The 22,626-nt window shown below is 52.2% G+C and carries 16 protein-coding genes and 2 pseudogenes; 5 read left to right on the top strand and 13 right to left on the bottom strand.

The genetic code is table 11. From position 1 onward, the window contains the following. Window positions 1-44: 44 nt before the first annotated feature. The gene (locus FEM01_RS02625; protein ID WP_171030895.1) at window positions 45-1,520 is read right to left on the bottom strand and encodes an APC family permease; all 1,476 of its coding nucleotides are present in this window, start codon (window positions 1,518-1,520) and stop codon (window positions 45-47) included. Window positions 1,521-1,753: 233 nt separating this feature from the next. Next, window positions 1,754-3,286 carry an aldehyde dehydrogenase family protein gene (locus tag FEM01_RS02620; RefSeq protein WP_138217720.1) on the bottom strand — a complete coding sequence of 511 codons (1,533 nt, stop codon included), beginning with the start codon at window positions 3,284-3,286 and terminating at the stop codon, window positions 1,754-1,756. 400 nt (window positions 3,287-3,686) lie between these two features. Here FEM01_RS02620 and FEM01_RS02615 point away from each other — a divergent pair, with 400 nt between their 5' ends. The 3 genes from FEM01_RS02615 to FEM01_RS02605 all read left to right on the top strand — a co-directional run bounded on the left by FEM01_RS02615 (window position 3,687) and on the right by FEM01_RS02605 (window position 7,251). Further along, on the top strand, window positions 3,687-4,952 hold the full coding sequence (locus FEM01_RS02615) for an aspartate aminotransferase family protein (RefSeq protein ID WP_138217719.1): 1,266 nt from the start codon (window positions 3,687-3,689) through the stop codon (window positions 4,950-4,952). Window positions 4,953-5,076: 124 nt separating this feature from the next. Then, entirely contained in the window at window positions 5,077-6,198 is a 1,122-nt protein-coding gene (locus FEM01_RS02610; RefSeq protein WP_119688848.1) for an LLM class flavin-dependent oxidoreductase, read from the top strand. 168 nt (window positions 6,199-6,366) lie between these two features. Next, window positions 6,367-7,251, top strand: coding sequence for a fumarylacetoacetate hydrolase family protein (locus FEM01_RS02605; RefSeq protein ID WP_138217718.1), 885 nt, complete (start codon window positions 6,367-6,369; stop codon window positions 7,249-7,251). 438 nt (window positions 7,252-7,689) lie between these two features. Here FEM01_RS02605 and FEM01_RS02600 read toward each other — a convergent pair whose 3' ends face one another. The 5 genes and pseudogenes from FEM01_RS02600 to FEM01_RS02585 all read right to left on the bottom strand — a co-directional run bounded on the left by FEM01_RS02600 (window position 7,690) and on the right by FEM01_RS02585 (window position 13,374). Continuing rightward, window positions 7,690-9,510, bottom strand: coding sequence for a sigma-54-dependent Fis family transcriptional regulator (locus FEM01_RS02600; RefSeq protein WP_171030894.1), 1,821 nt, complete (start codon window positions 9,508-9,510; stop codon window positions 7,690-7,692). 250 nt (window positions 9,511-9,760) lie between these two features. Further along, complete coding sequence (locus tag FEM01_RS02595) at window positions 9,761-10,510, bottom strand: glucose 1-dehydrogenase (protein ID WP_119688842.1); 750 nt, start codon at window positions 10,508-10,510, stop codon at window positions 9,761-9,763. Between the two features lie 217 nt (window positions 10,511-10,727). Next, window positions 10,728-11,273 (bottom strand): annotated as a pseudogene (locus FEM01_RS24600) (methyl-accepting chemotaxis protein); the annotation flags it as partial. Window positions 11,274-11,585: 312 nt separating this feature from the next. After that, window positions 11,586-12,623: pseudogene (locus FEM01_RS24595) on the bottom strand (HAMP domain-containing protein); the annotation flags it as partial. Window positions 12,624-12,909: 286 nt separating this feature from the next. After that, window positions 12,910-13,374: a 6,7-dimethyl-8-ribityllumazine synthase gene (locus FEM01_RS02585; RefSeq protein ID WP_171030893.1), complete on the bottom strand. Its 465-nt coding sequence runs from the start codon at window positions 13,372-13,374 to the stop codon at window positions 12,910-12,912. A 522-nt stretch (window positions 13,375-13,896) separates the two neighbouring features. On the opposite strand from FEM01_RS02585, the gene FEM01_RS02580 reads away from it, so the two are divergent. Both FEM01_RS02580 and FEM01_RS02575 read left to right on the top strand, forming a co-directional pair. After that, a complete protein-coding gene (locus FEM01_RS02580; RefSeq protein WP_138217714.1) occupies window positions 13,897-14,418 on the top strand; it encodes a flavin reductase family protein in 522 nt (173 codons plus the stop codon). A 177-nt stretch (window positions 14,419-14,595) separates the two neighbouring features. Continuing rightward, window positions 14,596-15,060, top strand: coding sequence for a 6,7-dimethyl-8-ribityllumazine synthase (locus FEM01_RS02575; RefSeq protein ID WP_138217713.1), 465 nt, complete (start codon window positions 14,596-14,598; stop codon window positions 15,058-15,060). A gap of 65 nt (window positions 15,061-15,125) precedes the next feature. Here the strand turns inward: FEM01_RS02575 and FEM01_RS02570 are convergent, their stop codons facing one another. The 6 genes from FEM01_RS02570 to FEM01_RS02545 form a co-directional block, all read right to left on the bottom strand. Then, the gene (locus FEM01_RS02570) at window positions 15,126-15,770 is read right to left on the bottom strand and encodes a TetR/AcrR family transcriptional regulator (RefSeq protein ID WP_171030892.1); all 645 of its coding nucleotides are present in this window, start codon (window positions 15,768-15,770) and stop codon (window positions 15,126-15,128) included. Between the two features lie 131 nt (window positions 15,771-15,901). Then, complete coding sequence (locus FEM01_RS02565; RefSeq protein WP_171030891.1) at window positions 15,902-17,368, bottom strand: APC family permease; 1,467 nt, start codon at window positions 17,366-17,368, stop codon at window positions 15,902-15,904. A gap of 270 nt (window positions 17,369-17,638) precedes the next feature. Further along, complete coding sequence (locus FEM01_RS02560) at window positions 17,639-18,820, bottom strand: cytochrome P450 (RefSeq protein ID WP_138217711.1); 1,182 nt, start codon at window positions 18,818-18,820, stop codon at window positions 17,639-17,641. 18 nt (window positions 18,821-18,838) lie between these two features. Continuing rightward, window positions 18,839-19,279, bottom strand: coding sequence for a flavodoxin family protein (locus FEM01_RS02555; RefSeq protein ID WP_138217710.1), 441 nt, complete (start codon window positions 19,277-19,279; stop codon window positions 18,839-18,841). 27 nt (window positions 19,280-19,306) lie between these two features. Then, window positions 19,307-20,602, bottom strand: coding sequence for an FAD-dependent oxidoreductase (locus FEM01_RS02550; RefSeq protein WP_138217709.1), 1,296 nt, complete (start codon window positions 20,600-20,602; stop codon window positions 19,307-19,309). Window positions 20,603-21,951: 1,349 nt separating this feature from the next. Then, complete coding sequence (locus tag FEM01_RS02545; RefSeq protein WP_138217708.1) at window positions 21,952-22,314, bottom strand: histone-like nucleoid-structuring protein, MvaT/MvaU family; 363 nt, start codon at window positions 22,312-22,314, stop codon at window positions 21,952-21,954. Window positions 22,315-22,626: the final 312 nt, after the last annotated feature.

The raw sequence follows: 22,626 nt of genomic DNA, 5'->3' as shown, positions 1-22,626 counted from the left end.
GGGCTACCACCTGAAGGAGGCTCAGGTGGCATTAGCATTATTTATCAGTCGACTCTTCGACCAATTCTTTCGTAGGTAGCTGAACCTTTCTTCTTGAGCACTAAAGCAATTACAACACCCAAGCCGATCGCCACATAAGTCAAAGCTACCAGCGACCATATAATAACGTGAGGCGCATCAATAAGAAGCTCAATATTGGCTGAGGCGATAACGACTACCGCTCCCACACCAATGGCAGCAATCAGAGGAGCGACAAAGGTCTTCCAGAACGAAAAACCTTCGCCTTTTCGCCGGAAGAAAACCAGCACTGCCACCGACGTAAGGAAAAGCAGAAGCAGCATTCCGTAAAAAGCAATACCTACTGCCGCTCCGTAGAGTGCCATTTCTTTGGTTTTGGTTAGGATCGAAATCACCAAAGCGACAAAAATGAAACTACCAACTGCCATCGCTGACATGTAAGGAGAGCCATGCTTGGGGTGAACTGTCGCCAGGATTCGCGGAAGAACTCCGTCAACACTCAACGAATGAGTGTAGCGCGAAAGAATATTCTGAAGAGAAAGAGTAGAAGCAAACATACTTGTTAATAGAAGCGCAGCAACCACTTGATTGGCGAACACCCCGAAATACCGAAGCAATGCGTCTGGCATCATACCAGCGGGGTTAGCCTGCGCGTTCGCCACAGCATGCGAGACACCTGCAGAAGTGATCAAGGCATATGAAGATATTGCGTAAAATACACCTAAAAACACAATCGCAAGATAAGTAGCACGAGGAATCGTATTAATAGGATCACGAACCTCGTCACGATAAATCGCCGTTGCTTCAAACCCGTTAAACAATCCAACACTGAATAGCAGGAGCAGACCCAGTGTCGGCGTCATAAGATTTACGGGATTCCATGGCTCAATGGAGTGCCCTTCAGGGCCACCATTGTACAACACTACAACATCGAAGATTACTATTGCGACCACTTCAAGGAACAGCACCACAGTGAGAACCTTGGCAGAAAACTCCACGTTGAAGTAGCTCATCCCCCAAACTACCGCAAGCATAAGCAGCGACCAAACCCACCATGCCACCGCACTCTCACCAATAAAGCTAGTTATAAAATTGTTAACTGCAATACCAGCAAACACCAAAGCCGCAACTATGTTGAACCCATAAGTCACTAGCGCAAGGAATGACCCGCCAAGCCCCAGAGGCCTTCCAAGCCCCTCGGCAATATAAGTATAAAACGCTCCTGGACGTGGTACCTGACGAGTCATGTTAGTGAAACCTACTGCAAACATTATCATCAGAACAGTGACGCCTAGAAAGGCAATAGGCACACCAATCCCATAACTTATATTATAAGACAAAAAACCAAACACCACACCCAGCGGGGCTGTGAAAGCCAATACAGTGAACACCAGATCGAGTGTCCCCATATTTCCTTTGAGTTTGAAATCTGTTTTTGGCGCGTCCGTCACCTCGGAAGCCAACTCCCCTGTTGGACTTGCATGGTTCAGCACTGAGCTCATTTTCATTTTCCTGTGAGGGTTTTTGTCACTTCGCCTTTCGCCGAAGATTTATTTGTTTTGGCAGGGAAAATCTCTGGGACGCCTCACGCACGCAGGCTTTTTAGATTCTTGTCAGCCTGATGGCTCGACCAGAGCCAGGCTCTGGTCAGTCCCACACTCCTCCCAACACTAAGGAAGGGGGTCTCACTTGGCCTAGGGCGGGAGCTCAATTCCCACCCCAGGTATACATCAAATTATTCAGCCAGCAGCGACTCCAGCGCTGCCACAGTCTTACGGCTCTGCTGCCGGGCGAACTGTTGCACGTACCACTTGCCGAGAGCCTGCTTGCCAGTCGAGCCACTTGCCTTCCAGCCACCGAAGGCCTGAGGCCCCGGCCACCAGCCAGTGGTGGCATGACCTGGAACGTTCACGTTGACGCAGCCAGCTTCAATCTCACGCAGGAACGTGCGTGCTTCCTCGATGTCACCAGTGTAAATCCCTGCAGTCAGCCCCATAGAGGTGGCGTTGGCTGCTTTCAACGCAGCTTTGAAATCAGGGACAACGCTGATCGACACCAAAGGCAGGAAATACTCAGTAACCGCCAGTTCGTGATCTACCGGTACACCCGAGATGACCGTAGCGTCAACAAAGTAGCCGTCCTGATTCAGAACCTCGCCGCCGTCTACACGGAACCCACCAGCCTTGGCTTTTTTGACGACATCCTCGAAACGCTGGACAGCCCGTTTCTCGACGACCGGCCCACCGAAGCTGTTCTCGACCGCAGGCTCGGCAATGACAAGCTTGCTACGGCGCTCAGCAACCAATTCGACCAAACGCTCGTAGGCTTTCGGAGTTGCGATGACACGCGACAGGGCGCTGCATTTCTGACCGACCAGGTCGAAGGCTGAGAAAACAATACCATCTGCCGCCATTTCCAGGTCAGCCGTGTCGGTTACGATGACCGGGTTCTTACCACCCATTTCAGCGATCACTGGGCGTGGGTATGCACCATTGCTGAATTGGCGAATGATCTCCTGACCTACGGAGACCGAGCCAGTGAACGACATACCATCAACATCGCTTGCAACCAGCGCGCGACCTGGATCGTCGGCGCCATGAATGATGTTGACCAGGCCGACTGGCAGATCCATCGCGGCACACATTTCATAAACTGCATGGCACGACCATGGGCCGTGGTGAGTCGTTTTGATGACCATGCCGTTACCAGCGATGATCGCGGCAATGGTTGGGCCAGCAGCTTGAACAATCGGGTAATTGAAAGGCGTGATAAAGCCGAATACGCCGTACGGCCGGAGCACCGAAAGGTTTGCCAGACCAGATGGATCTTCCTCACGCTCATCTTCGAAGGCACCAGGACGGCTGGCGTACTCCACGTAGTACTTCAGCAGCTCGAGCACTTCCAACGCTTCTGCACGAGCGCCAGCCCGGGTTTTACCAATCTCTACGGCAACCCGCACAGTCCAGTCGTCGATTTTGCTGGCAACGAAGTCAACTGCTTTCGCAATCCGGGCAATGCGCTCCTCCAGAGGAACCTTCACCCATTCACGTTGTGCTTCACGGCTCTTTTGTACGGCAAGACGAACTAGATCACCCGGTGCATCGTGGCAGCCCGAAACGATGACAGAGGGATAGCTCGGATCCTCGCGTTGAAGCAACGGGCCATCGAAATACTCTTTGCCCGCGATTACGTGCGGAACAATGACCGGCTTTTGCTTTCGCTGAGCCGATACTGCTTGGGCAAAAACTTCATGGTTGGCGGTAGACATCTTTATCCTCGTACCAGTCAGGTTGACACTCGGTCGAGTGCCCGCTTCGTGACTAGGCTAACCTCGGCCACCCACCGCGACTGTGCCAACCTGAGACACGTAAAAATTCCCTCATTAACCTTCCTTTGATAGAAAATTTTCTAGCTATTCGCACTAGAAAATTCCCACATCAAAAAACAGCTATTCGTCGCTCCGCTGGATCACTTTATCGCGCAAGGCTGTTCTCGCTACACGCCAGAACGCCCCACAGCGTGGCAGCCTAGATTATCGCCTGACTCCAGTTACTCAGAGGAAAGACTGGACTTGTCTCAAGTCGGCACAGTTTGGTCTGAACCTTGGGCGATACGCTGTCCCCACGATGACGACCTAACAGGTCATTCTTCCCGGAGACAGGCGCAACATGGCGATCGAAAACAAAGGCGACCAAGCTCGCAACGTGACTGAGGATCCAAACATCCGTCGAGGCGCGAAGGGCTTCCCTCTTCTGCCAGGCGGCTTTGGCCGATCCACTTACTACACCGGCGCACCCACTCCTTATGCCGTTCGCGGTGAAGGCTACAGGGTATGGGATGACCGGGGACGTGAGCTGATCGATGCCAACAACAACTTCACAACCTTGATCCACGGCAATGCGCACCCACAGTTGGTTGAAGCTGCCACCCGTGCGATCAAATCCGGTAGCTGCTGGGGCATCCCGAACACCCATGAGTGGGATCACGCGGAACTGCTGCTCGCTCGTCTGCCTGGCCTTGATCAAGTACGCTACAGCAACTCCGGTACCGAAGCTGTCATGACCGCTGTACGCGTTGCTCGCGGCGCCACTGGGCGTGATGGCGTGATCATGATGAAGAATGGTTACCACGGATCTTCCGATCTGGCGCTCAGCACCGGAGGCCCACAGTACCGTCGCGGTATTCCTGAAGGCGTCACCAAAGATGTAACCCTCATCGACTTGAACGATCTGGCGGCCCTTGAGGAAGCTGTATCCTCGAAACCTAACTACTACGCCGCCATCATCATTGATGTCCTGCCAAACCGCGCAGGCCTGATCCCCGCTGACCAGCAATTCGTTCGTGGTGCTCGCGACCTTGCCACGCGTTACGGCATCGCTCTGATCATCGACGAAGTCATCAGCTTCCGCCTGGGTTATAACGGTGCCTGCGCCGAGTATGGCGTGGTTCCAGACTTGCTAACCACCGGTAAATTGATTGGTGGCGGCTTCCCGGTGGGTGCTTTCGCTGGCCGCGAAGAACTGATGCGCCACCTTGACCCTCTGGGCCCGAACCCATTGCCACAAGCAGGTACCTTCTCGGGCAACCCCGTCAGCATGGCTGCAGGTGCGGAATCTCTGCGTCTTCTCACTCCAGAAGTCATCAGCACGATGAACAACTTGGGCAACAGCGCACGCTTGTCGATCGCTGAGAGCGTTGCATCGGTGGGCTGGGAAGTACGAGGGAAAGGGTCGCTTCTGCGTCCATTCCCAAAGGCCGCCGGCACTTACACCACTGAAGTGCAACACAAACTATGGTGGGCCGCCTATGAGCGAGGAGTATTGCTCTCCCCGGCCAACCTGGTAGCACTTTCGTCGCCAATGACGACGCAAGTTGTGGCCGATATGGCCGAACGACTGACCGATGCAATTATCGCCGTCGCCAGCGCCGGATAATCAAATTCGTAAAAACTGGCCTTTCATCGGGCTGAATACGGTGGGTAGCAATTTCACTGCATCGCCAAGTTGCATTGCCGCCTGCCGACTTTAAATCACAAATACAACTTTGTTGGAGGTTCTCATGGATATCGGTATGTTTTTGGTGCCATTCCGTCTGCCACAAACTAGCCTGAAAGATGGTTATGACTGGGACATGCAAGTCATCCGCTGGGCTGATGAGTTTGGCCTGTCGGAGGTTTGGGTTGCCGAACACAGCACCATGCGCTGGGAGCCCGTGTGCAGCCCTGAGCTCTATCTGGCTGCCGCGCTCGCCCAAACCAAGCAGATCAAGCTGTGCACCGGCGCTAACGTCCCAGCTCACCATAACCCGGTCGCTCTTGCTCACCGCCTGATGCAGCTCGATCACATGTGCCAAGGCCGTCTGATCGTCGGCCTGGGTGCCGGCGCCTATCCGTCCGACCATAAGATTCACGGGAACTCCAATCCGCCTGAAAAGATGGCCGAAGCCGTCGATATCATGCGCAAGATTTGGGAAACCAAAGGCCCCTTCAAGTACGAAGGCAAATACTGGCAATTCGAAATCCCTGAGTACGACCCAGTACAACAGGGCCCGTTCTTCGAACCGTTCCAACAGCCTGGCCCACCTCTGGCCATGGCGGGCCTTAGCCCTGCCTCCCGCACCCTCACTGAAGCCGGTCGCAACGGCTACCTGCCAATGAGCTTCAACGTGGGTCGTGAATACCTGGCCGGCCACTGGTACCGCTACATGCAGGGTGCCGAAGCCGCAGGCCATCAGGCCGACCGCAACCAATGGCGCGTAGCGCACAACATTCTGGTTGCCGACACCGATGAAGAAGCAATTGACCTTGCCGTCAATGGCGCCATGGGTCAAACCTACCGCGAGTGGCTGCTGCCTGGCTACGAGCGAGGCGGCTTCCTGCCAGTAATGGTGCCTGAGCTGGGCAAAGTCACCGCAGCTGATATCGACATCGAATACCTGGCTCGTGAGAAATGGCTGGTCGGTTCTCCTGACACCGTTATCAAGAAGCTGCAGCGCGATCTCGATGCCTCGGGCGGCTTCGGCACGCTGATCCACTTCGCGTTTGATTACCTGGATCAACGTGAACAGTACCGTCGTCACTTCGAACTGCTGGGTACTGAAGTGATCCCGCGCATCAAAGGTCTTAAGCATAAGACCGAGACCCTGGCTGAGCTCAAGCGCCCTGCCGACGTTAAAGACTAAGCACTAAGGCTAACCGGATGATTGGATCGATCATCCGGAAAGGCTTTATCCGTGGCTAAGCCATATCGCGGGCGCTGCGTAGGAATCGACACCAATACAAACCAGCGCTCTCGAGACCGTGGACGTGTGATTTAGGCCACCACCGCAATCTATTCGATAGGCAGAAAAATGAAACTCGTCAGCTACGAAAATCAAGGCAAGCTGCAACCTGGCCTCCTCATCAACGATCAGGTATTTGATACCGCCAAACTGCTTTCCGCCATTGGCGAGAAAGACGTGGCCGATCTGACCAACCGCAAGCTTCTGGAAAGCTGGCAGGGCAAACTTTCGAATCTGGAAGACTCGCTGGTCAGCGCTGCGAAAGCTCGCCCTGATACCTCGGTTGGCACCCTTGCGCAGGTGCGCCTGGGCCCACCTCTGCATGATTCCCACAAAGTGCTGTGTGTCGGCCTCAACTACCGTGACCACGTAGCAGAAACTGGTCGTAAGCTACCAACCGCACCCGACATCTTCTGCAAGTTCAACACCTCGCTCATTGGCCCTGCAGACGACATTGCCTGCTCGAAGCTGACCCCTAACCTGGACTTCGAAGGCGAACTGGCCATCGTCATCGGCAAGCCATGCCGCAACGTGTCTGCTGAGGAAGCCCTGAACTACGTCGCTGGCCTGACCGTGTTCAATGACACCTCCGCTCGTGACCTGCAACTGCGAGGTACTCAGTGGACGCCAGGTAAAGCCATCGATGGCTCAACCCCATGCGGCCCGGCTTTAGTAACTCTGAACGAAATCACCAACCCGCAGAACCTGGACATTCAGACTCGCGTCAATGGCAACGTGATGCAGTCGTCGAACACCAGCTATCAGATCTTCACCATTGCTGATGTCGTAGCCTTCGTCTCGACATTCCTTGAGCTGTCCCCAGGCGACATCATCGCTACTGGCACTCCAGAAGGCATCGGCAGCAAGCGCACACCACCGGTGTGGCTGCAGCCTGGTGATGTGGTCGAGATCGAGATCAGTGAAGTTGGCAAACTGCGCAACGTCGTTCGCTGATCCCCCCTCTCCACACAAGTCTAAGCCCAGGCAATTGCCTGGGCTTTTTTCTTCCACACTAGCACGGTGAAATGCTCTGATCGCGGGTACATTCGCAGAGCACGCCGGATCGAAATGTCGCCAACTCAAGCCAGAAAGCCAGTAATGGAGCTATTCACTCTCTCACCTTGGATCTCTCTCTGACGCTGCACGCCCCTCTTTAATCGCTCGCCAATGAATGAGGGGACTCATAGCTCTTCTGCCGACTAGATTGAAAATGGCCGTTCAGGCCGACGGCTGGAAAAACGCCTGAAGACTCCGACGAGATAGCTCCACTGTACATATAAAAGGCGTTCCAGCATCGTCGGTGACTATACGAAGCGGCCATAGAGACATAGCACAAACGAAAAAGCCACCCAAATGGGTGGCCTTCGTTGGACTGGAAGATTCAAGCAATCATCAGCACTTGACGCCGATATCAAAACCTCTGCTGGTGTACGAGTCGATCTTCCGATAGAGGGTCGACCGACCAATCCGAAGGATCTCAGCTGCCCGTAGGCGGTTGCCCCCAGCCTCGACCAAAGCTTCACGGATCTGATCCAGCTCAGCTTTCTGCAGGCGACTCAGTCGACTTCTCGCCAAGGCGCGGCGGTGCAGTTCAGTTAAGTCTTCAACTTTGACCTCTCCTCCAGAGGCCTTAAGAGCCGCAGACTCCACGACTTCTTTCAGTTGACGGACATTCCCTGGCCATTCTGCTCCAACCAAGAGCTCCATCAGTCTTGCGCCGGCACGTCGTTTTTGCGGCAGCTGGTTCAGGAAATGCTCCACGAGAAGGGGAATATCCTCACGGCGAGTCCTCAAAGGCGGCATTTGGATTTCAATGCCCTGCATGCTTGATATCAGCGGCAGCAATTCATCTGTCACCTTCTTAGCCGTCATCACAATGCGAGGCTGAGCCTTGGAGGAGATCAGGTCAGCCAATTCATCACGGAAAATTGCAGGCAGGCTTTCCACCTCATGCAGAATCAGAGCTGAGCCTTGATTCAACTCCTCGTCGACCTTCTGGAGATCCAATGGATTATCCAGACTTACCGCGCTGCACTCGTAGGTCGAGTTCACACTGGACAACTGGCCTGCCAGAGCCTCAGCCAACACACGCTTGCCGGTGCCAGCCTCTCCAACAATGTAGGCCGGGATTTCGCGGCTAGCGGCGGTGGCTGCACCTTCAACAGCGCGCTTGAAAGTAGAGCTCTTACCAACGATATGCTCAAAGTACTCCTTGCTAGCGGTAGCCCTAGGCACTACGACTCGCGTGCGGGATTCAACCTTGCGCAGCCGAATGACCGATCCGGCTTCACTATCGCCAGCGGATACAGGGCGTACCTGAAGATGGAGCGTTCTGTCCGGGCCACAACAGATTTCGCGCTCCATAGGACGGTCTGTAGCTTGAACTTCCTGCGCGTACCCAGCCAGAACGGCATAGTCGCTCTGATCCAGCAACTGCATGGCGCCTCGACTGGCAATCGTTGTACGACCATCCATCGCCACAACAGCTTCAGATCCCCGTTTGCGTACTTCGCGAAGGTACTCAGCAAGCAAGGACTGTTCTTTGGCTGCCAGTCGAGCGGCTAGCGCACTGGTAATTTCAGAAGCAGCGCCTTGTAGAATCAGCATGATCGAGCGAGGATCCATGCCGACGACTAGGCGCTCTGGGAACGCAAGGCTCAGCACACCTCTGATTGAGCGCCGTAGCGGATCTCGAATTGGCACCGAGGTGCAATACATGTCCTGAAGTGCATCGTTAAAATGCTCAGCCCCCCAGACTTGTACAGCACCACCTTCCTCGATCGCAGTGCCCTCAGAATTGGTTCCCACCTGGTCTTCTGACATGCAGCCGCCCGAGATTGGAAAGCATTTTTCAGCACGCCGAACCATCTGAGAGTCGCCACGAAGATCCGCAATCGTTCCCATAGAGTCGGAAAGAGTGACGATACCCTGAGAACCAATGCACAACCGCTCAAGCTCGGCGAGGATAGGGGTCGCGGAGCGCAGAATTTGCTCATCAATCTGAGGTTTGGCGATGAGTTCCATCGCTTTCTGTGCCGGGCTCACCTGGCAGAGAACACTGCGTTGCCATGAGCGGGCAATCACTGGTCTCAATGCGGACAGATCGGTATTGAGAGGATCATCGAGAAACTGTTCTCGGAGTGAGATGATGGCAGATTTGCTGAGTGAACCTGCAGCAATTTCATGCTGTCTAGTTGTATTCGTTTGGTTCATGTTGATCCTCCACCCGGACAGGGTAGTAAGGCGTAGCGGGCACATCGCACGCATGATCTGGCGCTGACAGCGAGCAAAGCTACGCAGCAGAGCGACAGTGACGGAATATCCGTTCTGCGACTTTACGTCAATTAGCAGAGCGTGCAGTCCGTCCGATGCCCCTCCACGCAAGGAGGCTCATCGAGATTTGAAGCGTCAACCTTTAGCCGAGGCGAGCCCTGAAGGGCCCGCGCAACAGGCTGTTTGCAAATTACTGAGCGGTGTAACCACCATCGATGTAGAGCTCAGTGCCAGTGACATAGCTGGACTCGTCACAGGCCAGGAACAGTACGCCGTAGCTGACTTCTTCAGAGCGAGCAGCACGCTTCATAGGCGTAGCGGCCACAAACGCTTTGACCGACTCTTCGCCTTCTTCTTCAGCCATAGGGGTGAGCACTTGGCCAGGGCAGACGGCGTTTACACGGATGTTGTCCACGACATACTCCATGGCTGCGGCCTTCGTCATCATGCGCACCGCCCCCTTGGAAGCCTGGTAGGAGAAGGCGCCCGGGCCCGCGACGGCAGCATTGATAGAGCTGATGTTCACAATCGAGCCTCCGCCCGCACGGCGCATCGCCGGGACGGTGTGTTTGATGCCAAGGAAGACACCCTGCTGGTTGATGGAAATCAGCTTGTTCCAGGCACTCAAATCCTCTTGATCGGCGGGCTTCATGGTGCCGACGATGCCTGCGTTATTGACCAAGATATCGACTCGGCCCCAGCGACGCTCAGCCTCAGCCACTGCAGTGACCCAATCGGCTTCAGAGGTGACATCCATATGTACGTAGTGGACATCATGGCCAGCATCACGCAGCTGTTGAGCTACCGCCGTACCAGCGGCATCAAGAACGTCAGTCATGAGGACTTTTGCACCTTCCGCTGCGAACAGACGCGTATGGGCTTCACCCTGACCACGTGCTGCACCAGTGATGATGGTGACTTTACCCAATACTCGATTCATTGCTTAACCTCTTCATTTTTGTTGGCTGGTGCCGTTTGAACCTACGGGGCCACATTAGCGTTGTGCAGCTCGCTTTACTGTGCCATTTAGGCACAGCACTGACCTGGTGCGAAATCCCACCGACGCGCACCAAAATAATACCGTTCAGCCCTATCCAACACGGCAAAAAATACCGCTTTATTTATCAATTTCAGTAGGTTATGAAACGCCTTCGATGTCAAACCCTAAAGTGATCCATGAGCCGCATCTGCTCCACGGTGAGTGCGTTCAACTGTCCTGTCATTTGGGCCGATTGAGTAGCTTGGTTGGTCAGCGATTCGGTAACCGTCCTGATATTGGCTACGTTGCGGTTCACCTCCTCTGCCACGGCGCCCTGCTCCTCCGCTGCGCTTGCGATCTGCAAATTCATGCTCGTGATGACCGAAACCGCCTGCCCAATACGATCCAACGCCTTGAGTGCATACTGAATGCTACGCGCATTGTCTTGCGCTTTACCCTGACTGTTGTGCATCAACGTAACGACGCTACGCGTGTGGCTTTGGATCTGCTCTACAACGTGGCGGATCTCCTCGACGGAATCTTGAGTCCTGCGCGCCAGAGCCCTGACTTCGTCTGCAACAACAGCAAATCCTCGGCCACTTTCTCCGGCTCTGGCAGCTTCGATGGCAGCATTCAATGCCAGAAGATTGGTTTGCTCTGCGATACCCCGTATGACATCGAGAACCGATCCGATCTGCTCGCTGCTGACGGCAAGCTCCTCAACCTGGATTACGGCTCGACTGACCTCCTCGCACAGGTTGGCGATCTCTTCAGTACTCTGCTGAATGATAGTCATACCGTCCTGTGCAGCCTCATCAGCACCTTGGGCAGCCGTAGCGGCACTTGAAGCGTTGCTTGCGACATCCTGGGCTGTCGCACTCATTTCATTCGAAGCAGTGGCAACCTGGTCGATTTCTCGAAACTGGATTTGCATTCCCTCACTGGTGTCGCGAGCAATTGTCGATGATCGATCAGCCGTCTCCCGTGTCTCGACAATGCTCTGCTTGATTCGAGCAACAGTAGGTTGAAGCCTGTCCAAGAATCGGTTGAACCATCCCGCCAGCTCACCTAGTTCATCATGCTTCGAATAGCCCAACCTACGCGTCAGATCACCATCCCCGGTGGCGATATCCTTGAGCATTTCCGCCACTGCATTGATCGGGCGAATCACGCCTGATGCAGTCAGCCATATCAACACCAAGCCAACGAGCGCAGCGCCAAATCCAACAATGAGCGTGTCCCTAACACCTTTTGACTGGGCCTCGTCTAACTGACGCTGCATCGCCAAGGAGTCTTCCAGAAGCGCATGGCGGGGCACACCCAAAATGACATACCAAGGCTCTGTAGCGTCGGTCAGACGAACTGGGAAGATGGCTTGCACCTCGTCCCCGACCTCCTCAACACTTGGCGAACTCCGCGTGGCGCCGCCGTGCGCTTTATCTGCTCGCTCTAACCCAATGGAGGAAGGGTTCGCACTATTGGCTGCCACGACCCCGTCATTGGAAGTGATGACGATATAGCTTCGGCCATTGAAAAGCTCAGATGCACTTTTTTGAACGCCAGCCTGCAACGCGACCAAGGACAGATCCACTCCCACCACCGCAACGACAGCACCATTGACCACGACCGGCATAGATATGGATGTCAACAACGCGGTCTCACCATTAACGGTGTCTTGGAACGGAGGTTGGAGACATATGGATCGGGTTTTCTTGGGGCACAGATACCAGTTGTTGTACGGAACACCACTGGCATTTAAGTCGCCTCGCCCGAAGTCGGCCTCAGGAATTACCGAGTTGACCGAGGCTCCTCCGTAGCGACTCCACTGAGAGGTGAAGCGCCCCTTGTCGTTTCCGCCGTGCTTCAGATCATTCCGGAAGGACGCATCTTGCCCATCCAGGCTATTGGGCTCAAAAACAATCCAGAGCCCCTGTAAACCTAAGGATGCATTACGCTCATACAGCTTTTTCAAGGTTTGGTTGAGAAGCTCACGTTGTGCAGCTGCGTCACCCCCGTGCTGTTCCCATCCCTCTCGTTGGGCCGTCACCTGATCCGCGATAGAAGTGAGCAACATCAAGCTCTGCCCAAAGTGTCCATCCAGAGACACAGCCTGCTCGCTAGCCTCAGACAGGAGCAAGCTCTTTGCGCTCGCGATCATCATCTGCTCGCTTGACTGCGCGATCAGTAAGTTATTTCTCCCTGACATGTGGATATTCATGGATACCACAGCACCGACGATACCCAATAGGCAGAGACCGGCAAGGGCAACAATTTTTACGCGAATAGAAATAGTTTTAATGGACATATCAGACCTAGTGACAGCAAGCGAAATTAACGATTCAATCACAGCTGCGCCATAATCAAATAGGCCAGAGCCTTGCAAGAACGTCTTTCAGCGCAAAAACGGAAGACTTTAACTTCGAAATTTCAAGAGCCGTACTTGCTGCCTCCAAACCTCTTAAAAAGAACGCCTCAGCATCAAGGGGACGATGATTACTGCCAGAGCGATTCGTCGACTCAAAGATCAACGGAATCATTAACACTTCGGTATCTATACTTACTCTCGTTAGCCCCTCAAAAATGTTTTTCACAAGGTGTTCCTGGTGCCAAGCCACCTGTTCATCAACCAGAGCACAAGTAACAATGGCTTCATAGCTACCTGTTTTTGCAAGCATCATTGCGACATGAGGAATCGTAAATACATCCGAGATAACAAAGGAATCGACATGGTCTCTCGGAATCATTTCACAAAAGCCCTCATAGGACTCTTGTGTCAATTCCTTATTAGCTCCGGCCCTTAAAAAGGCATATCCGCGATTTCTCACGAGTCCAGCTCCTATTTATTCTTATGTTGGAATTCAAGTAGCCGGAAGCCCCAAGTGATTCTCTATTCGGCAATCCTGCTCGCTACTCGCATTCCGTAACCAAAGGTCTACGACAGGGGCCAGTCTTGCTCACGCGTACAGCGCCGAACTGTCCCAGCTTGGGTCACTTTTCCGCGTGGCAGACACGCTGGGGGGCTGATCAGAACGCCTTGCCTGGTTAACAAGCATCTCCCCCACCTCCCCAATGCCAAAAACCGCAGATCACAGACTTTTCCCCGGGCTGGCTCAACTTGGGACAGTTCGCATGCACGCTAGTGAGAGAACCTGAGATCAGAGACAAGCCGCTCTCAAGCGTAGCTATCTCAGATTGACGAAGGCTTCGGCGGGACATCGCTCCCTCCACCGAGTCGGTTAACTGCCATAGGGCAGCAAGAAAACTCAAAGAAGAATGTGATTTCAGGCGGATTGATCGCGCTACGGCTGCGGAGCAAATCAAACCAGCCAAGTCTGCGGAGGTGAAAAATGTCTGTTGTAGAAAAAATTACCCAAGTGAGTGATATGGTCGACAAGAATCTGTTCTTGCAAGCAATGTCGATCCTCCCCGGTGCCGTTTCCTTGGTCACCACGGGCCAAGGTGAGAAACGAATGGGGCTCACCGTTTCGGCACTCTGCAGCCTGTCTGCAGAACCGCCTTCGCTCATCGTCTGCGTAAACAAGAACGCAAGCGCACATGACGAGCTGATCGCTCAAGGAGCCTTTGGTGTCAACGTGCTCAAGCCAAACCAGACTGAATTTGCCACGCTGTTCACCCAACGCGGTGTAGACCGCTTCGCGAGTTCCGACTGGGTGGAACGCGTCACCGGCGCTCCACTGCTGAGCAGCGCCCTTATCGCCTTTGATTGCAAGCTGGAACGCGCCATTGACGGTTTCTCCCACACGATCCTGATCGGCACGATCGCCGACATCGTGATGACTCCGGAAGATCCGTCAGAGTGCCTCGTTTGGCATCAACGTCGTTACCGCACATCCGCTGAAATCGCCTGATTGCTTTAAGCCCTTAACCCCCCCCTCCTCCAATGCCAATCAAAACGAGTACTGGAGGAGGACAGGGCTAAACGCTGACGGGGCTTCTTGAAAGGAGCTTCCACCAGCAATTGAATGTACAAGCCCTCGGCAGCCTTTAACCGAGGAGATAAACAAGAATTGATGAGGTAGACAAAAATGGCCGCCAATCGTTACGCATTCATCAAAGCTGGCTGGCACAGCGATATCGTTGATCGCGCATTGGAAGGTTTTTGCGAGGTGATCTCCGCCGAGCACGTAGATGTCGTGGATGTTCCAGGAGCTTTTGAACTTCCGCTCATGGCGCAGGAGCTCGCTCTGACTGGTCGATACGCCGCAATTGCGGCTGCAGCATTGGTTGTCGACGGAGGCATCTACCGCCATGACTTCGTAGCACAAGCTGTAGTGGACGGCTTGATGAGAGTCGGATTGGATACTCAGATACCAGTGCTCTCCGTATCCCTCACTCCTCATCATTTCCAAGAGACGGATCACCACCGTGAGATCTTCAGCAACCACTTCGTTGAAAAAGGACGCGAGGCGGCTCGCGCTGCTGTGAAAATCACTTCAACACGAGCTAAAGCGCTCGGTAAACCACAGCGCAAATTGCAATCTGCCAGCTGAATGCCTTCTAGGCCGCATGGAAACACTCGTGCGGCCTAGAATTAATTATTTAACTTGTAAAACTACTAAATCTCGATGATCCGTTGAGACAACCTCAAGCTGTATTCAATCGCCTGATTCAAATTCGCCTCGCTGCCATCCCAAGACCACCACGAATTGATGCAGTCAATGAGCTTTCGCAAAGCTCTAGCCTCTAACATTGTGCATGAGGCACCTAAATCTTGAGCGATTGAAAAATACATGTAGTCGCAAAAATCCTCCCAATCCTCGACTTCCTTTCGCAAGTCCTCAGGCAAAGTTTTCGCGATACGATCTGTTGCAATGAGAGCATCCCAAATATCGTTCTCAGGGCGTTGCAATTGCTGACTAACGTGAAAGCTAATGAGAGTCGACCAATAGCTATCAGGAGTGCGACACTCTGCGAGAGCAGTTTTGAGCGCGTGGGCAAAACTGTTGTAATGCCAACGCATCGCGGCAGCGACAATTTGCTCACGTCCATCAGGGAAATGAAAATACATAGTCGGAGGTTTCACGCCGGCTGCAGCGGCTAGGCTACGCATCGAAACATTGGCGATTCCCTCTCGAGTCGCTACAAGCAAAAACGACTCTAAAATCACCTGCTTGCCACGAGTCAAACCACTCCAATCAAAAGTATCTAAATACTGCTCAAGGCGCACCAACATTGCCGTAGCGTTTTCGGATCCAGGCATACTCTCGCGACCACCCATCTAGAGCTCAAAATACGATTTATCTAGCATATCACCCAGGCGCAGTTCAACACTAAATTTTTCTTGCAAAAAAAAATGGGTGGGCAATACCCACCCAACGCCGAGCGATGAGATCAACTATGACATCTACCAAGCTTCTCAAAAACATGAGGCTTAGCCACCCGATAGTAGCAGGCTAACCCCATACCCACTATTTGCACGACAGCAAGACTGTATAGCATCCAGGTTCTCTGCCCTGGCTCCCCGCCCACAAGTAATTCGAAATTCTTGGCAACCAGCACTACAAGGGCAATGAAGAATACGGAAGAAATAGCTGGAGCTAATAGCGATTTAGTCCAACTCGCCCCATCAAACCTTCCCTTTGTAAAGTACCAAGCCAAGGCGGAGAAGTTGACAAGTGTCAGCAGAAATATGACGCCTGATGTACCTACACCTGAAAGCTGACCATAGAGTAGTTCAGGCTGAACCCCCAGCAAAATAAAAGGCATAAGCACAGCAAGAACCAAAATCGACACGGTAATGGATGCTTTGTAAGGAGATGCGTGTCTCGGATGTACCTGCCTAAGAAGCTCTGGCAGCGCTCCATCAGTTCCCAGATTGTAGAGATAGCGGGAAAGCACGTTGTGAATCGAAAGAATACATGCAAATGCAGAAACCAGAATAAGACCTGATACCAAAATCCGATAACGACCGCCTACAAATTTCTCGAAAGCAGATGAGAACATAGCTGCCGGATTAGCAGACGCAACATCTTGAACACTGGAACCATAGGACATGATTAAGGCATAAGCGCAGACAGTATAAATCAGACCTATAAAGACAATGGCGCCGTAAGTGGCCATTGGAATGGTTCGATCTGGCAGCCTAACCTCATCCCGAAACAACGCCGTGGCTTCAAAGCCCATGAAGAACGACACAACGAAAAGCATTGCAAATGGTAAATTTACATTCGGCTTCGATAGTTCACCAGGGGTGAACGGAACACCAGCCCCCAAAGAGGATCCCCCCCCACCGTCAAAAACACCAAACACAAAAACCAGACAAACTACTATTTCAGCAACCATTACCCAAGTCAGGACTTTTGCTGAAAGCTCAACATTCAAGTAACCAAGAACACCTACCGCCAGCCAGCAGCCCAATGAGTACCAGTACCAAGGTAAAGCGTGCCCAGAGATTTCCTTATGGAAATCAGCACATGAGACTCCAAAATAGGCCGCTACGCCGGTCAAAATAACGAAGTAGGACACCGCCGCCATCAGGCCCGCCCCTAAGCCAGCCTCCTTCCCGAGTCCGTAGCTGATAAAGGAGTAAAAATCACCTGGGCGTTTGACAGCAGCATTTAGAGTTACATAGCCAACCCCAAAAATCAGGATCATTACCGTGACAAGTATAAAGGCCAGCGGGCTAGAAACTCCACCAAAGGACAAAGCCACTGGAATATAACCAGAGACCGTTGTTAGAGGTGCTGAGAATGCGAGCACAGTAAGTGCCAGGCTGAAAGCCCCCATTTGACCAGTTAGCTTTGCATGCCCCGAGGGCGAAGCGCGCCCCAAGACCTTGGCCTCCGCAGTAATCGCCATGCTGATTCTCCTATTGAGAATTTTGATTAACATAGTTCGGCAGATATAATTACTATGGATTATTATTTATTAGCGCAGATTGGAGTAAATTTCATTCAGCAAAATCAGAAATGCCTGCTGTAAATATTCTGCGATGAGATCCCTTCCCTGACGCAAAGTGCTTAATAAAATACTCATATCGCCCTCTAGCATCCAATCAAACACCATAGATCCCTACCCAGAACGACCTCTACGGGCAAGAAATGAACCAACATCGCAGCAAAATTTTTGCTACTTCTTGAAAATCAAGGGGAGTGTTAGATAGTTGCGAATTCGATCATCATGCAGCGTAACCGGGTCTTCAGCTAATTCAATACTGGTGAAACTTTCGGCAATGACATTCAGAGAGGCTTCGATCTCTGCTCTACTGATAACCTGGCCTGCACACGCATGGACGCCGATACCGAACGACACATGCTGACTGGCCTCTTGAGGACGCTTGTGGTCGAATTGGTTAGGCCTTTTGAACACTGTCTCATCACGGTTGACTGCGGCAGTCATGAATCGGATGCAAGAGCCGGCAGGAATCTTTACTCCCCGAATCTCTACTTCTTCGGTAGGGTAACGCGTGAATGACTGCTCTGGCGGGTTCAATCTAATGAACTCGTTAATCATCGCCTGCCGAGACTCTGGCTCATTCCGATAGAGAGCGAACAAATGAGGCTCTCTTGCAAAGTGTTCCAGAATCGATGCTAGGACATATGCCGGATTTGGTGCACCAGAGAAATAGAATAGCACTAGGGTTTGAATTACCTCCTCCGGAGTCATATCCCCTGAAGCTTCTAGAGCCAACATCGCATCCAACAAACCCTCCCCTGGATTCTTTCTCTTCTCTTCAATCATGGTTTTGCATTTAGAGAACAACCAATCAAACCCTTCTCGCGCTCGATCTTTATCCGCTTGGGTGGCAGCCGGAGTCTGCATCCCTACAATTTTCAAGGAGTTGAGTGTTGCGATCTCGATATCATCTTCAGCAATCCCCAAAACTCGGCACATCGTGATATGGGTCGGAACAACACAGATATGGTGGTGTGCTTCAATGTACCCGTCAGCCTCAATAAAATTTAGGGCTTCTCGAGTCGCATCAGCAGTATGTTTAACCCATTCCCTCACCAGCTTGGGTGTAAACCACTTATTTGTATGCCTACGCAGGGAGGTATGTTTAGGCGGATCGTAAAAAAGCACAGTATCCAAGAACACATGCCAATGATGAGGCTTAACCCAATCGGGCTCTACCATGCTCATGGCAGGATGCTTCACATACTCGATGTAGTCTTCGTATCGCGAGACAATATAAGTGTGCTCATTTTCTTTGTAGATTGGATATTCGCGCTGCAATCGTGCGTACCAAGGGTAAGGGTTCCGGCGAAAATCAGGATTTGCCCAAGGCAACACTTCATGAGTAATGTTCATGTTTCTTTCCAACCACTGTCAGTTAAAGACTTTGTCGACCCAGGCTTGCGCTACGGATGTGACCGATTTTCCACTCGCCGCGTCATGCCGCCCCGTCTCACCTACTTGACTGGCTCCTAGGTCGATTAGCTTTGCGGCCACGATATCAATCGCATTATTGAACCTGGAGTAGGTGCTATCACCCAAACCAAAGGCATAGAACGCAACATCGCTCAAATCAGGCTGTACCTCTACTAGATCCGCATAAAAAGGTGCTGTCGTTTCAGGAAGCTCTCCTTCACCGTAGGTAGAGGTCACAACTACCAATTGTTCCACCGCGAGCAGATCACCGGGAGAAATGTCCTCCATGGATTTAACAACGGCTATCGCACCACGCGAATTCAGAGACGACGCAATATCATCTGCTGCCATTTCGGCATTTCCACTTTCAGTACCGAAAGCAATCAAAATATTCGACATATCTTTACCTCTCAGGATCAAACTGAATCAGTCAACCAACTCTTCTGACGCAGCGATGACTTTAATATCATCACCACTCTGGGCAATTTTTAGCATTGCTCTAATCTCAGTGACTTTCTCGCGACACCGTGTTGGCTTAGCACAGGCCCGCTCATGCCGATCTATACGAAGCCACCCTTCATGATTTACCACACCGATAGGTAATTCATGAACGATAGAAATCAAACCAAGTTTTCTAGCTTGCACAATGCCAGCCTCATAATCAGAAACAATCTGATCTGATACGGCTTTAGCATCTTTTCGGTTTTCAGCCACGGTACCTTTAGGGCCTCGTCTAAGCCAACCCACACGATAAACTCCGTCGCCTGCTAGGTCTTCAGATGGGACAATAGACTGACGTGCATTCTCATTATTAAAACCAATGGCTGTCACCACTGTGTCAAACATCATTTCGGCTCGAAGTCCGGTCAGTCGATCGACAAGCGAGACTTTTGCTAAACCACGTTCCTCCTCGACTTCCACAGGAACCGCATTGAACATAAAGTTTACAAACAAACGAGAGAAGCCCAGACTTATTTCTCTCCCAGATGCCAACTTAAGTAGCTGTGCTATTGGGCCTTGATCATCCTCATTAATCCCCTGAGCACGAATGGCAACCCCAGGCAAGCTGAGCAATTCGGCCATCATTGATTCATCACATTTAGCGTCGGAAGCACTCGACCTGCTGATGAGTGTTAAGGAGTTAACTTCTTCCGTGCCCAGAGCAATCCTAATTTCATCGGCGATATCTGAACCCGCGAGCTCGTCATCCGATTTCGCGACCATCCGAAGAACATCAATTGCAACGTTCCCACTTCCAATAACTGCGACATTTCTTCCGAGTTTCCGAATGGTGCCGTCGACTAGCTTAGGTAGGCTAGCTCTTGGATGCCCGTTTAGAGCCTTGAGCACGCTTCCCGCACCTACAACTGGCGCCTGGGGATGCACTGGAATATCCAACGTTGCGTCGTTGTTCAGGCCGGTTGCCAAGACGACGATATCGAATGACTCGGTCAGCTTCGCATAGGAAATGTCCCGCCCGATGCTCACATTCCCCCTGAACTCGACACCACCCTTCTCGAACATACGCTCGAACTGCTGAATGACCGCTTTAGATCCCTGGTGATCAGCAGCCACCCCATACCGAATGAGTCCGTAAGGAACTGGTAGGGCCTCAAAAATAGTGATCTGTGCTCCTGCCCATTTTTTTTGAAGAAATTGGGCCACGTAGCAGCCTGAGGGCCCACTTCCTACGATGGCTACGGTTGGGAAACACGCTGTCATCTACCTTCTCCCCTTGAACCTCGGGCCTCGATAGCGCCCCGATTTCGTTGAACCTGACCTGCTGAAACCGCACGAACATTCGTTCGGTTTTCTTAGGCATAGCAAGGGATATGCCAAGCTGCATTCACTGCACAGGAGGTTACATTTTCGAAGGGGTGATGACGCTGACTGCCCTCATTACGAGCGTACGGCTTGGTCGATGTGAGCTTTTGGTGCATCGCATGCAGTTAGCATGGACGGATTCACCCGTGCGATGGCAAGCAGAGCGCGCATACCTATGGCCGGTGGCGTGCAGGGTGGAAGCCCACCCGGGGCCGAGACACAAAGTTGCTCGGTTCACGACAGCCTTGCTGCTAGCAGCGGCACGCCAGAATGAGCCAACACTGCCGCCTCCTAGATCAATCCATACCTTGGGGTTGATCCCTTTCAACAGTGCCATGCTTAAGCCCATTCCAGAGCAGGACATATGCGAACCAAAGCATCAGCCACACCTTCGAACCCGAGACTTGGACAAAAAGACCCAGCATTCGATATCTGCAGCGTGGCGGCTACCCAATCTAGTATCCCGGCCCGCAGATAACATCACAGAATTCATCTCTCCTCTGACTGTTACGCATACCTACAGACGCTAGTCACACTTTGAATAGCCATCGACAGATTCAGCATAGAAATCATCACAAAGCGGGCCGAGCACCATTTTTTTCAGTCGCAGGACGATCGCAGAGTTCGCACTCAGCACCTTCGAGCCTCACCGCTGACAAGCCACTAGCAAATGAGCGTGCTTAGCAGATGGCCTGCAATGCCTTTCGCTAAGCCTCACTCGCCCAGCGCCATAAACCATAAGTTAATTAACAAATGTACTATTAGTTAAATCAATATGCTTAAAAATTTGATCTATACGTCAGAGTGACATCAAATACAGTGCAATTGCAATTGCGCCTTGACGGATCTGGCAGGCTACTTAAAAATGTGAACAACCAGCTTTCAGCATCAAGGCATTATGAGATATTTTGTCACCTACACTACATTCGACGTTTCCGTGCATCACAAGCAACTGGGGACACAGGACACGCTCGGCTATCCTGATTATCAGATAGTTTCCCCTTTAGAAAACCCTGCCTACGCGGACTGCGTTAGCATCAGTGATATTGAGGCTAGATTCGAGCGACTTCGAAACTACCAGCTAAATCCTGATGAAGTGATGTTCCCTAAGTGCAAGGTCAAGGTACTCATCGTTGAGCCCTTGGAGCAGTGTTGGTTTGTAAGAGGGTGGGATAACCCCGAGCAACCTATTTAGGTAGCCATGGCTGCACATGAAAAGGCCTCCCGAAGGAGGCCTTTTGATAAGCTTACTGACGCCAGCTCTCTACAGTTTCTGCGCCGTGCTCACTCTTCCAAGATTTCAGTACAGTGTGATTGCCACCTTTGGTCTGAATCACTTCACCAGTGTGCGGGTTCTTATACGTCTTGACCTCGCGTGGTTTGCGAGTGCTTGCAGGCTCAGGAGCTGCAGCCTGACGGCTGTTTGCCTTCGGATCAAGAATGTTAATGACGTCCCGCAAGCTGAAGCCATACTCGCCTAGAAGAGTGCGCAGCTTGTTCTCAAACTCCATTTCTTTCTTGAGGCCATCGTCGCCCTTGAGGGCTTCGAGCTCCGCAAGCTGAGCTGCGAGCTGCTGTTCAAGACGACGGTATTCGGCAAGACGTGACATTGAGTAGATCCTATGCGGGTTATCTGGCTTTAAGAGTACAGTGAAAGCTTACCATTTAGCTAGTTAAACATTACCGTGCAGCTACGATGGCAGGGACGTAGCCATCTGGTAGGTATTTAGGGGCTGTGAGCGCCTTGCTTTACTGTTGTGAGAATGCAGAAGATCGCAAGACCTCTAACATGGACGACGAGAAATCCAAGGGGAGCGACAATGCCAGGCGAAACAGATTCTTGAGCCTGCGATCAAGATTTTAATATCATGAACAGCTCAAACATTCCACCACTATTACGCAGCGCCGACTCAGAACAATAA

The organism is Pseudomonas mosselii, assembly GCF_005796105.1.
Classification (GTDB): domain Bacteria; phylum Pseudomonadota; class Gammaproteobacteria; order Pseudomonadales; family Pseudomonadaceae; genus Aquipseudomonas; species Aquipseudomonas mosselii_C.
The sequence above is the reverse complement of the archived record's forward strand: the minus strand, read 5'-3'. Positions and strand labels throughout refer to the sequence as shown.